This window comes from Massilia sp. TWP1-3-3 (assembly GCF_049897805.1).
GTDB lineage: Bacteria > Pseudomonadota > Gammaproteobacteria > Burkholderiales > Burkholderiaceae_D > Telluria_A.
This window is the reverse complement of sequence record NZ_JAFCWX010000007.1, coordinates 20,576-32,978: the sequence shown is the minus strand read 5'-3', so window position 1 is coordinate 32,978 and position 12,403 is coordinate 20,576. Positions and strand designations below refer to the sequence as shown.

At 62.5% G+C, this 12,403-nt stretch carries 12 protein-coding genes; 9 read left to right on the top strand and 3 right to left on the bottom strand.

What is annotated here, in order from left to right; genetic code table 11:
- Positions 1-90 precede the first annotated feature (90 nt).
- Positions 91-1,527, bottom strand: a complete 1,437-nt coding sequence (locus ACP7D4_RS08610) for a sodium:solute symporter family protein (RefSeq protein ID WP_426208649.1) — start codon at positions 1,525-1,527, stop codon at positions 91-93.
- 197 nt (positions 1,528-1,724) lie between these two features.
- Between ACP7D4_RS08610 and ACP7D4_RS08605 the strand changes: the two genes are divergently transcribed.
- From ACP7D4_RS08605 to ACP7D4_RS08580, 6 genes are all read left to right on the top strand, one after another.
- On the top strand, positions 1,725-3,212 hold the full coding sequence (locus ACP7D4_RS08605; protein WP_426208647.1) for an aldehyde dehydrogenase: 1,488 nt from the start codon (positions 1,725-1,727) through the stop codon (positions 3,210-3,212).
- Positions 3,213-3,218: 6 nt separating this feature from the next.
- A complete protein-coding gene (locus ACP7D4_RS08600; protein ID WP_426208646.1) occupies positions 3,219-3,761 on the top strand; it encodes a GNAT family N-acetyltransferase in 543 nt (180 codons plus the stop codon).
- A gap of 36 nt (positions 3,762-3,797) precedes the next feature.
- Positions 3,798-4,103, top strand: a complete 306-nt coding sequence (locus ACP7D4_RS08595) for a hypothetical protein (RefSeq protein WP_426107220.1) — start codon at positions 3,798-3,800, stop codon at positions 4,101-4,103.
- A gap of 14 nt (positions 4,104-4,117) precedes the next feature.
- Positions 4,118-4,711 carry a DJ-1/PfpI family protein gene (locus ACP7D4_RS08590; RefSeq protein ID WP_426208644.1) on the top strand — a complete coding sequence of 198 codons (594 nt, stop codon included), beginning with the start codon at positions 4,118-4,120 and terminating at the stop codon, positions 4,709-4,711.
- Positions 4,712-4,829: 118 nt separating this feature from the next.
- Entirely contained in the window at positions 4,830-5,177 is a 348-nt protein-coding gene (locus tag ACP7D4_RS08585) for a hypothetical protein (protein ID WP_426208643.1), read from the top strand.
- A gap of 125 nt (positions 5,178-5,302) precedes the next feature.
- Positions 5,303-5,539: a type II toxin-antitoxin system Phd/YefM family antitoxin gene (locus ACP7D4_RS08580; protein WP_426107215.1), complete on the top strand. Its 237-nt coding sequence runs from the start codon at positions 5,303-5,305 to the stop codon at positions 5,537-5,539.
- A gap of 134 nt (positions 5,540-5,673) precedes the next feature.
- Here ACP7D4_RS08580 and ACP7D4_RS08575 read toward each other — a convergent pair whose 3' ends face one another.
- Positions 5,674-6,177, bottom strand: a complete 504-nt coding sequence (locus tag ACP7D4_RS08575; protein ID WP_426107214.1) for a hypothetical protein — start codon at positions 6,175-6,177, stop codon at positions 5,674-5,676.
- 341 nt (positions 6,178-6,518) lie between these two features.
- On the opposite strand from ACP7D4_RS08575, the gene ACP7D4_RS08570 reads away from it, so the two are divergent.
- The 3 genes from ACP7D4_RS08570 (at position 6,519) to ACP7D4_RS08560 (ending at position 11,781) form a co-directional block, all read left to right on the top strand.
- Positions 6,519-7,091 carry a TMEM175 family protein gene (locus tag ACP7D4_RS08570; RefSeq protein ID WP_426208641.1) on the top strand — a complete coding sequence of 191 codons (573 nt, stop codon included), beginning with the start codon at positions 6,519-6,521 and terminating at the stop codon, positions 7,089-7,091.
- A gap of 110 nt (positions 7,092-7,201) precedes the next feature.
- A complete protein-coding gene (locus ACP7D4_RS08565; protein ID WP_426208640.1) occupies positions 7,202-11,230 on the top strand; it encodes a Pls/PosA family non-ribosomal peptide synthetase in 4,029 nt (1,342 codons plus the stop codon).
- On the top strand, positions 11,230-11,781 hold the full coding sequence (locus ACP7D4_RS08560) for a 4'-phosphopantetheinyl transferase family protein (protein ID WP_426107204.1): 552 nt from the start codon (positions 11,230-11,232) through the stop codon (positions 11,779-11,781). Before ACP7D4_RS08565 ends, ACP7D4_RS08560 begins: the two co-directional genes overlap by 1 nt.
- An 8-nt stretch (positions 11,782-11,789) precedes the next feature.
- Here the strand turns inward: ACP7D4_RS08560 and thpR are convergent, their stop codons facing one another.
- Complete coding sequence (gene thpR, locus ACP7D4_RS08555) at positions 11,790-12,287, bottom strand: RNA 2',3'-cyclic phosphodiesterase (RefSeq protein ID WP_426208638.1); 498 nt, start codon at positions 12,285-12,287, stop codon at positions 11,790-11,792.
- Between the last annotated feature and the right edge of the window lie 116 nt (positions 12,288-12,403).

The following is a 12,403-nucleotide window of genomic DNA, read 5'->3' as shown; positions in this document are numbered from 1 at the left end:
ACCCGTAGGGCGCAAAAGCGCAGCGCATTGCGCCAATGTCCGCGTCACGTTGACGCGAACATTGGCGTAATGCGCTTGCGCTTTTACGCCCTACGGCACCTTGTGGTCTCCGAGCACTTGCGGCATCAGCGAACCGATAACGATCCCGATGAACGCTGCAATCAAGCCGGCAAGCTGACCGGGGAAATGCTCACCCCACGTTGTCAGCTGCGGGAAGAACAGGATCCAGGTGATCAAGCCTGCGGCGATCGACACGATCGCCCCTTGCGTGGTGGCGCGCTGCCAGTACATGCCCATCACCAGCGGCACAAAGGCGGCCACCAGCGTGACCTGATAAGCGCTCGAGACCAGCTCGTAGATGGAGGTGCCGTGCATCTTGATCGCATAGGTCAGCACCAGGGCCGCGAACACGACAATCGACACGCGTACCGCCAGCAGTTGCTGCTTGTCGGTCATGCCTGGACGCAGGTGCTTGAGGATGTTCTCGACAAAGCTGGTCGACGGCGCCAGCAGCGTGGCCGACGAGGTGCTCTTGATCGCCGACAGCAGCGCGCCAAAGAAAATAATCTGCATCATCAAAGGCATCTTGGTCATCACGAACGTGGGCAACAGACGCTGATAATCATTCTTGACCATGTCCACGCCGCTTTGGCCCATGACCAGCACGGCGCTGGCAACGATGAACATCGGCACAAAGGCGAACAAGATATAGCTCGCACCGCCGATCATGGCGCCGGCGCGCGCGGTGGGCGCGTTCTTGGCCGACATGACGCGCTGAAACACGTCTTGCTGCGGAATGCTGCCGAGCATCATGGTGACGGCCGCGCCCAGGAAGAACACCATGTCATGGAACTTTGGCGGCGGCAGGAACTTCCACAGGTGGTCGCGGTTTGCCATGGCGAACACCTGGTCCGCGCCGCCGGCCAGGTCGGCCGCGAAATAGGCGATGATGGACAGGCCGATGACCAGCACGATCATCTGGATGAAGTCGGTGATGGCCACGGCCAGAAAGCCGCCCGCGACCACATACACCAGCACCGCCAGCGTGCCCACGATCATGCCGGCCGCTTCGCTCATGGCGCCGTTGGTCAGTACCGTAAACACCAGGCCGAGCGCGGTAATTTGCGCGGCCACCCAGCCGAGGTAGCTTAAAATAATAGCGACCGAACAAAAGATCTCGATGCCTTTGCCGTAGCGCTGGCGGTAGTAGTCGCCAATGGTGAGCAAATTGAGCTTGTACAGCCGGGCCGCAAAGAACATGCCCACCAGGATCAGGCAAAAGCCTGCGCCGAACGGGTCTTCGACGACGGCATTGAGCCCGCCCTGCACGAAGCGGGCGGGGATGCCCATCACCGTTTCGGCGCCGAACCAGGTGGCGAAGGTGGTGGTCACCACCATGATCAGCGGCAGGCTGCGCCCGGCGACGGCAAAGTCGGCGGTGTTTTTAATGCGGGTGCCGGCCCAGACGCCAATGCCGAGCGTGGCGAGCAGATAGATCACCACGCAGGTAATCAGTGTGTAATTCATGTATCGTCACTCCCAGTAAAACAAAGTCTGATATTGATTTTTGGCAAGAATGGCCGGCGGCAAAACCTGAGGATTATACCGGGACAAAACACTGGTCAAAATGAAAACTTGGTCCAGTGTCTAACATGCGACACTGTGGCAAACGGGGTGCGCCATATCGACGGCGCGCCAGGGCAAAATCCAGCGAGGAGACAATAATGGCGGCAACAAATTGGCATGACCAGGCAGCGGCAGTCAAGCCGGACGGACGCGCATTCATCGGCGGCGAGCGGGTGTGGTCCAGGACTGAACAGCGTTTCGACAATATCTCGCCCATCGACGGGCGCAACTTGGGCGCCATCGCCCGCTGCCAGGCGGCCGACGTGGACGACGCCGTGGCCGCCGCCCGCGCCGCCTTCGAGGACCGGCGCTGGGCCGGCCAGTCGCCCGCGCAGCGCAAGCGCACCTTGATCCGGTTCGCCGACCTGATGCTGGCCAATACCGATCAGCTGGCGCTGCTCGAAACGCTGGACATGGGCAAACCGATCAAATACAGCCGCAGCGTGGACGTGCCGGCGGCGGCCAACTGCATCCGCTGGTATGGCGAAGCGATCGACAAGATTTACGATGAAATCGCGCCCACCGCCGACAACAGCCTGGCCTTGATCACGCGCGAGCCGGTCGGGGTGGTGGCCGCCATCGTGCCGTGGAATTACCCGATGATCATGGCCGCCTGGAAGATCGCCCCGGCGCTCGCCGCCGGCAACAGCGTGATCCTCAAACCGTCTGAAAAGTCGCCGCTGACGGCCTTGCGCCTGGCCGAGATCGCGCTCGAGGCGGGCATTCCCGCCGGCGTGTTCAATGTCGTTCCGGGGTACGGGCACGAGGCTGGCGCCGCGCTCGCGCTGCACATGGATGTCGATTGCATCGGCTTTACCGGCTCGACCAAGGTCGGCAAGCAGATCTTGCAGATGGCGGGCCAGTCGAACCTGAAGCGCGCCTGGACTGAGCTGGGCGGCAAGTCGGCCAATATCGTGTGCGCCGACTGCCCGGACATTGACGCCGCCGTCAGCGCCGCCATCGGCTCGATTTACTTCAACCAGGGCGAGAGCTGCAACGCGCCTTCGCGCCTGTTTGTCGAAGCATCGATCAAGGATGCGTTCCTGGAAAAAGCGCTGCCACTGATGCCCCAGTACCAGCCGGGCGATCCGCTCGACGAGGCTACCGTAATGGGCGCCATTGTCGACGCCACGCAGATGAAGACCGTGATGGGTTACATCGAGCAGGGCAAGCAGGCCGGCGCCAAGCTGCTGTTCGGCGGCGCTGCGGCGCGCACGGAAACGGGCGGCTTTTATGTCGCGCCCACCTTGTTCGACCAGGTCGACAGTTCGATGAGCATCGCCTCGGAAGAGATTTTCGGCCCGGTGCTGTCGGTGCTCAGTTTTACCGACATCAAGGATGCGGTAAAACAGGCCAATGGCACGCCGTATGGCCTGCAGGCGGCGGTGTGGACGCGCGACATCAGCAAGGCGATCCAGACTGCGCGCGCGCTGCGGGCGGGAACGGTGCATGTGAACCAGTACGATGGCGACGATATCACCGTGCCTTTTGGCGGCTACAAGCAGTCGGGCAATGGGCGTGACAAATCCCTGCACGCGTTCGACAAGTACACCGAACTGAAGACCACCTGGATCCAGATAGGATGAATGTTGATGGCTTCTAATGTGGCCGACGCGACGGTCGCCTTGAGATCTCCGGGCCATTCTGATGTTCGTGAACTGCTTGATTTTGAATTGAGGAACCGGCAGTTTTTCGAAGCGAACATCAATGCAAGGCTGCCTTTCTATTATTCAGCCGCAGGCGTGGCACAAGCAATTGAAACAGCGCTCGCCGATGCCGCCCACGATCGTGGCTACCAGTTTCTGGTAAAGGACGACGCCGGTGACCTTGTTGGCAGGGCCAACCTGAGCGGAGTAAAGCGCGCGCATTATCATTCTGCCGTCCTGGGCTATCGCATTGCAGAGTCGGCAGGCGGCAAGGGCTATGCCAGCGAGGCAGTGCGCCAAGTCGTGGCGCTTGCTTTCAGCCAGCTTGGCCTGCTGCGCATCGAGGCCGATGCGCGCGCGGAAAACGCAGCATCGGTGCGCGTGCTGGAGCGCAATGGGTTCGTGCAGTACGGCCGTTCCAAGCGCAGTTTCGAGCTTGGCGGCGTGTGGTACGACCGTCTGCACTTTGAACGGCATGCCGATGCATGACGTGCTCACTCGCAGTCATCTTGCATATGGCGGATCATGAAAAAAACGACGGCAGCAAACCTGGCCCTCATTCTTGTTGCTGTGGCGTGGCCGCTGGCGCTGTTCGGGGTATTCTCCCAGATGGGCGATCCTGCGCCGGATGCACGCGAGCAGGTTGAAGCAGCGCGGAAATGGTCGACAGCGGTGTTTTTTGCGGGGGCGCTAAGCCTCATTGCTGCGATAGGCCTGGCCGCTTACGCCCTTCGTACTGCCAAGGTGCGCGCCGGGATTGCGTTGGCTGCGGCGCTCATTCCGCTCATTGTCGTGGCCGGCATGGTCATGTCGCTTTTTATGCGCTACTGATTTACGGAGTGGGCATGGTATGCACGGTGGGCATCTTTCTGTTCGAGAACGTAGAGGTGCTGGATTTCGCCGGCCCTTATGAAGTGTTCAGTACCGCATCGCGGGTGTTCAAACGACTTCACGGCACCGAAACCTCGACCTTCGATGTCTTCACGGTGGCTCAATCGAAGGCAACAGTGCGGGCACGCGCCGGTCTGCGTGTGGTTCCGGACTATGACTTTGAGGATCATCCCCCCATTGATTTGTTGATCGTCCCGGGCGGAATCGTCACCGAAGAATTGGCCAAGCCGCAAGTGTCCAAATGGATCGAAGCATGCTCCAGGAGCGCCCGGATCACGGCCTCCATCTGTACCGGCGCGTTTCTCCTGGGCAAAGCTGGTTTGCTGGAAAAGAAGGCAGCGACAACCCATTGGGAAGATATCGCGGAAATGCAGGCGATGTTTCCCTCGGTGAACGTGCTCGATGGGCAACGCTGGGTGGACGAAGGCCACGTTGTTACCTCCGCCGGCATTTCCGCTGGCATCGACATGAGCCTTCATCTGGTAGCGCGGATTGTCGATCATCGCCTTGCGACAAGCACGGCGCGCCAGATGGACTTCGATTGGTGAGACCGGCCTTGCTGACCGTTCGTGCAACTCACGCAAGGCTTCTCATCGTTAATGATGTGCTGGCGCGCCAAAACAGTGGCGACTTGGCGCCGCCGAATTCGACATCAGGAGAACAGTAGTGGCATACGGACTGCACATCGAGCGCGAAGATCCGATTGAACTGGTGGAATGGATTGCGACCGTAACAGCGCACGGCGAGCGTCAATTGGATGAGGCGAATTCAACAGCCATAAACCCCGTGACCGGAGCAAAAATCGCCGTGCAAGGCCAGGACGGGACCGTAGCAATCTTGGTGGAAGGCCAATGGGCGAGAGTGTTTCATTGGAATCGAGGGAAAATTTCTTTCAAGGCGCCGTCTTCTACTTCCCGTGATGATCCCATTATGTCTGCCGCCTTGCTGCTTGCCTCTGAGCTGGCCGCGTTCGTATCCGGTGATGAGGGCGAGATTTATGATGGCTCGGACTGACTATTCTTTCGCGCATATATATGTGGCCCGGCGCGATCGTAAAGTGTAGGCGTCGGGACGACAGGCTCCCGCGACTGAGTCACATGCTATGAGCAGATGATCATCTGAATAGTCAGGCGGGAACGATGTCCACCTATACGCTTGCCGAGGCAAAGGCACAACTGAGTCGCTTGATCAGCTTGGCCGAAGCCGGCGAGGAAATTTCGATTACCAAGCGTGGGCGTGCGGTTGTGAAGCTCGTGCCCAGCGAGCCTGCGCGCAAGCAAATGTCCAGTCTTGCCGAACACCGCGCACAGATGACTCCGCAGACAGAGTCAGCAGGGGAATTCATTCGAAAGCTGCGCGAATCAGACCGTTATTGATGCGCTACCTGGACTCAGGAGTACTGGTACTATCTGGGTCGCGAAGGCGCGCAGTAGTGCCGCTGAAACCCTGGAACAGGCACGCGTGTGGATGTGACCTTCATCGAAAATTCCGTACTCGGCTTGGTTCGAGATCACTTGCTACCCTTCGGTTTCGATGACTTCACGCTTACGCCGCTCTCATTAATAGCGCGCTCGGCCGATGGGCCGGCCTCGACTGGGCTGGTGGTTTGGAGCACTCCGGCAATCTCGGCACCACCTTTTGGCACCGTTACCACAAGCTGAGCATTTCCCAGGTTGCTCGAAAAGCGTGCTGTATGACTTGCGCCTTGAAGTAGCTTCTGCGTGTCAGCGACCGCTCGTACAGCATACTCAAGACCTACGTCGTCGGCGCCCCGCGCAACCAAATTTTTGTTCACTCTGCCAACGAATTCAAGCTTGTAGTCGCCACTCTCCGCAAACTTAATCTTGAATTTGCCCTCGGCATCTGTCGTCCCCAACACAAGCATCTGCCCTCCCGGATTTTTCCCGCCTTTGACGATGATTCCTCCAATTGGTGTGCCTGGGGCAGCGACCGCAGCAACGGAGACAACAGCAAGGGTCAGGAAAGAAATTATCGTGGCGCTACCTAATTTCATATTGTCACCTTCAGTGGACGATTGATCGTGGTGGACGGCGAAGGGAATGTAGATTCAACTGCAAGGGTACTAAGTTCATTGTTACTAACTGTAGCGTTTTCATTATGCATCGTTTTCAGACCGGAATAGCGAAATCTCGATTAGCACTTAAAAACAATTATGCGGACCGCATGGACTCGGGATTCGCTGCGTACAACTTTTGTCTACGTTATGATAGGCATCATGCCCAACGCTGCATATCAGATCCGTGCAAACGCAAATATGCTGTGCAATCCTCCGGGAAATCACGGTCACCAAATTGTTCTGGAACGAATTGCAATCACTGGAGATAAAGGGCCGACATGGGCAAGGGTAGACTAGAGGCATTCAGCGACGGCGTCATCGCGATCATCATCACCATCATGGTTCTGGAACTCAAGGTGCCGCACGGCGACTCGCTCGGCGCGCTGCTTCCGCTTGTACCCGTGCTGCTCAGCTACGTCCTCAGCTTCATCTACGTCGGCATCTACTGGAATAATCACCACCATCTACTCCACGCAGTCAGCCACGTCACCGGCGCCGTCCTCTGGGCCAACCTGCACCTGCTGTTCTGGCTGTCGCTGATTCCCTTCGTCACCGGCTGGATGGGTGAAAACCACTTTGCCACGCTGCCCGTGGCCGCTTACGGCGTGGTCCTGTTCATGTGCGCCGTCGCCTATGCAATCCTGGTCCGCTGCCTGATGCGCCAGCAGGGCGAGCATATGCTCGCCGAAGCCATCGGCCGCGACCGCAAGGGCCTGCTGTCGCTGTTGTGCTATCCAATCGGCGTGGGCGCCGCGTTCGTTCATCCCTGGCTCGGCTTCGCCTTCTACATCTGCGTCGCGCTCGTCTGGCTGGTTCTTGATCGCCGGATTGAAGGTCGCCTGAAGTCATAGATCTCCAGCACTGATAAATTTATTTTCAGTAAGACCATGCACCGTCCCGCTCAGTGGTATATGGTGTTTGCGTGCGCTCATTGGAGCGTAAATGCCACCAAAGTGATGTCATGAACGAAGAATTACTGATGCCCGAAGTCGCCGGCGTGCACGCCGATATCCTGTACGGCGTCACCGCCCCCAATTTGCTGCGCGAGGAAGTCCTCGCTGACCTGCTCGAAGCGAGCGCCAGACGCTCGCCCGACCAGATCGCCCTCATTTTCGGCACCACCGAACTCACCTACGACCAGCTCGATCGTCTGGCCGACCTGGCCGCCTCGCGCCTGATCGACGCTGGCGTGCGGCCCGGCCATATCGTCGGGCTGTGGATCGAGCGCGGCATCGATCTGCTGGTCCTGCAGGCGGCCATCGCCAAAACCGGCGCCGCCTGGCTGCCGGTCGACCAGGATACCCCTGTCGAGCGGCTGCTGGTCTGCGTCGATGACGCCGCCGCCTTTGGCGTGGTCACCAGCGCGGCACTGAGCGCCCAACTGGCTGGCGCCGCTTTTCCGGTCTGGCAGGCGCCGCTGCTGCTTGCCCCGCTCGAGCATGGCGGCGTGCTGCGCCGGCGCGGCCCGGTGACGCCCGACAACCCGGCCTACGTCATCTATACTTCCGGCTCCACGGGTAAGCCCAAGGGCATCGTCATCTCCCAGCGCAGCATTTGCCACTTCCTGCGCAGCGAGAACCAGGTGCTCGGCATTGTCGCGCAGGACCGGGTCTACCAGGGTTTCTCGGTGGCGTTCGACATGTCGTTCGAAGAAATCTGGATCGCCTACCTGGTCGGCGCCACGCTCTGGATCGGCCCCAAGGACGTGGCGGGCGACCCGGAAACGCTGCCGCGCATGCTGGCCGCCAACCGCGTCACCGTCCTGCACGCGGTGCCCACCTTGTTGGCGCTGTTCAGCGAAGACGTTCCGTGCCTGCGCCTGATTAACCTTGGCGGCGAAATGTGTCCCGAATCGGTCGTCGAGCGTTGGTCCAGCCCCGGCCGCCAGATCTTCAACACCTACGGCCCGACCGAAGCGACGGTGTCGGCCAGCCTGGCGCGTCTGGAACCGGGGCGCCCGATCACGATCGGCACGCCCTTGCCCAACTACGGCTTGCTGGTCATTGCCACCGAAGGCGCGGCGCTGGCGCTGCAGCCGCGCGGCAGCACCGGCGAGCTGTGCATCACCGGCCCCGGGCTGGCGGCGGGCTACTTGGGCCGGCCCGACCTGACGGCCGAGAAATTCCTGCCCAATCCCTGGTCTAGCGGCGTGCATGACGCCTTCCTGTACCGCACGGGCGACCTGGCCCGCATCGATCCCGACGGCCAGGTGCAGTGCCTGGGGCGCACTGACGACCAGGTCAAGATCCGCGGCTTTCGGGTGGAACTGGGCGAAATCGAAGCGGTGCTGGCGCACCAGGGCGGCGTGGGAACGGTCGCGGTTTTGCTGCGCAACGATGACGGCATCGACCAGCTGGTCGCCTACATCGTACCTTCGGGCGGCGAAGGCGGCGAGGGCGTCGACAGTGTGCGCCTGCGCCACGCGCTGGCCGCGCTGCTGCCGCCGTACATGGTGCCGGGCCGCTTCGAGACGCTGGCGCTGATGCCGCGCCTGACCTCCGGCAAGATTGACCGCAAGGCGCTCAGGGCCATGCCGCTCAGCGCCGCGGCGCCAGGCGCCGCAGGCGAGTCGGACCTGCCCGACACCCCCGCGGAAGTTGCGCTGTTCAAGGCGCTCGCCACGCTGTTCCCGGGCGCGGCGATCCGGCGCGAGGCGGATTTTTTCACCGACCTTGGCGGGCACTCGTTTTTTGCCGCGCGCCTGGCGTCGGCCCTGCGCGCCGACCCCGCTTTTGCCCACGTGACGGTGCGCGACATTTACCAGCAGCGCCAGATCGGGCGCATCGCCGCCGTGCTGGCCGAGGCCGGGGTCGCGCAGCAGGCGCAGGCCGACTGGGAGGCGCCTTCCAGCCTCAAGCGCTGGACCTGCGCCGTGGCGCAGGCGGCCGCCGTGCCGCCGCTGGTGACGCTGCGCATGGCGCAGTGGCTGGCGCCGTTTTTCACCTACCACTTTTTCTCGGGCGAGCCGGGCGACTCGGTGGCGCGCGCGATTGCCGCCTCGATCGTCGTCTTCCTGCTGGCCACCTTGATGGAGTTCCTGGTCGCCATCGCCGGCAAGTGGCTCGTTGCCGGCCGCATGCAAGCCGGCTCCTATCCGCTGTGGGGCTGGACATACTATCGCTGGTGGCTGGCCGACCGCCTGATCGAAGGCGCGCCGGTCTACCTGCTAAGCGGCTCGTCGCTCGGCAACTGGTGGCTGCGCGCGCTTGGCGCCAAGGTGGGGCGCTCGGTGATCATCGGCTCGATGACGTTGCGCGCGCCCGACCTGCTGCGCGTGGGCGACGGCGTTAGCATCGGCAACGCCGTCAACATTGAAAACGCGCGGGTCGAACGGGGCCGCCTGCTGCTCGGCCAGGTGGAACTGGGCGACGATGCCTGCGTCTCCTCGTTCTGCGTCCTGGAAGGTAATACCGCCGTCGGCGCACTCGGCCATGTGGAGGGCCAGTCGGCGCTCGCTGATGGCGTGCGCGTGCCGCCCGGGCGCGTATGGGGCGGGTCGCCCGCGCGCGATATCGGCCCTTTTGTGCCGGATGTGCCGCCGCGCCCGCCAGTCGGGCGCTTGCGCCTGGCCGGGGAAGGGCTGTTTTTCGTGTTCGGCATGCTGCTCGTGTCGACGCTGTTCTTCATGCCGGTATTTCCCAGCTTCATACTGATCGACTGGCTCGATGAAATCGATGTGCTGCCATGGCTGCGCAGCGGCGACCTGGGAACCGAACTGGTGCGCTATTTCGTGCTCGCCTTTCCCGCCAGCGCGGTGCTGATCACGATGACGCTGCTGGTGTCGGCCGGCATCCGCTGGGGCTTCCTGCCGCGCCTCACACCGGGCCGCTCCCGCGTTCACAGCAACACGTACTGCGCCAAGTGGCTGGTCAGCCACATCCAGGAATCGAGCTTGAATGTGCTGCACGGCATTTATGCAACCGTGTTCGCCTCCACCTGGTATCGCTTGCTGGGCGCCAAGGTCGGGCGCGACGCGGAAATTTCGACGGCGCTTGGCGTCGTGCCCGACATGCTCACGCTGGGCGACGAAACCTTCATTGCCGACGGCGTCATGCTGGGCGACGAGCAGATCGACGGCGGCTGGATGACTACCGAGGCAACCGTCGTGTCGCACCGCAGTTTTGTCGGCAACGGCAGCTATATTCCAGACGGCACCATCCTGCCCGAGCGGGTGCTGGTCGGGGTCCATACGCATGCGCCTTGCAACGGGCAAATGGCCAGCGGCGACACCTGGCTGGGTTCACCGCCCATCCATTTGCCGGCGCGCGAAGAAACCAGCGGCTACCCCGAATCGCTGACCTACCGGCCGTCGCCGCAGCGCCGGTTGGGCCGCACGCTGGTCGAATCGTTCCGGATCGTCGCGCCCCATGCACTGGTGATTGCGGTCGGTTACACCATCGTCCTGAACGTGATGCCGCTGGCCGGCGCCGAACGCTGGCGCGAGGTGGTGCTGTACCTGGCGCTGTCCGGGCTGGGCTACTGCGCCGTCAATTTCTTGCTGGTGCTGGGGATGAAATGGCTGCTGCTCGGGCGCTACCGCAAGCGCGCCGCGCCCATGTGGACCAGCTTTGTCTGGCTCTCCGAAGGCGTCACCAATATGTATGAAGGGATCGCGGTGCCCAACTTCATGCGCTACCTGCGCGGCACGCCGTGGCTGCCGGTCGCGTTCCGCCTGCTCGGCTGCAAGATCGGCAAGGGCGTCTATCTGGACACCACCGACATCACCGAATTTGATTGCGTGAGCATCGGCGACTACAGCGAACTCAATGCCTTGGCATGCCCGCAAACGCACTTGTTCGAGGACCGCGTCATGAAGATCGACCGGGTCGAGATCGGCCGCAAGGTGTACATGGGGCCCCGCAGTTCGGTGCTCTACAGCGCATCCGTAGGCGACAATGCCCGCGTCGGACCGTTGACGCTGGTGATGAAGGGCGAGTTCATCCCGCCTGGCACCAGCTGGGCCGGTTGTCCCGCGGCGCTGGTGCGCTGATGCCGCTGATGCACATTGTGATGGTCGAGCCCGGCCTGCATGTGGTGCGGGTGGACACGGCTTATGCGCCGCGCGCAACGGCGCGCCTGCAGATCCGCGCCGCGCTGCGCGAACTCGTTGGCAGCAAGCTGGGCATGTCCCCCGACGAAGTGGCGATCCGCTCAGTGGCCGGTGCCGCGCCGCAGCTGCTGCTCAATGGGCACCCGTCGGCGCAGGGCGTGTCGATCACCCACGCCGGGCCCTTTGCTTTTGCCGCGTTCAATGCGCGCGGCGCGGTCGGCATCGACGTCATGCAGGTGCAGGAGACGCCTGATATGGATCGGGTGGCGCTCGACTACCTGGGGCGGGAAGTGCGCGATATGCTGGCCATCGTGTCGCCCGCGCGGCGCGCCGATCTGTTTGCGCACGCGTGGGCGCGGCGCGAAGCGCACCTCAAATGCCTGGGGCTGGAACTGGGGGAATTCAAGCCGCTGCCGGGCAATTGCCGGGTGCATGCGCTCGCGGTACCGGATGGCTATGTCGGGGTGCTGGTGACGCCGCCGGTGCGTTAGCCGGTGCCTTAGCCGAACATCTGCAGCGTTGTATAGCTGCCGTTCGAGGCCGGCGCTGACGACATCAGGTGGTAGGCGTGGATGGGCCAGTTGACAGATCGCGCGGCATCCGGCAAGGCGGCGCCTGTTGCGCGGCGCGCCAGTGTCACGTGGGGACGGTAGGGCCGCTGGTCGACAGCCAGGCCGGCGGCGTGCAGCGCGGCTTGCAGGTTGGCGTGCAGCGCGTGCAGGGCGGGTGGAACAGTGTCCGGTTCAAGTACGGCAATGCCGTGCGGCCAAAGTGCTGCATGTGTCAAGCGCAGGGAAAACGATTCGCAAGGCACTTGCAGTTCGGGCAGGCGCGTGAGCGGGACATCGCCCAGGAAATGCAGCGTCAAGTGCAGGCGCGCCGTTTTTACCGGCGTTGCCGGGCGCGGCCAGGAGCAGGCGTCGCGCCAGGCAGCGAGATGGTTGCGCACTGCAGGGTCGGGCAGCAGGGCAATGAAGAGGCGGGGTGCGGGTGTCATGGGGGCACTCTACAGCGGTGCGCCGCACGGTGGCGCAGGCCACGCTTGACGTCCGGTCCTGGCGCCACGGTTAGTGGCAACTCCGGCGGAATGCGCTACGCTTTTCCGCCCTACGG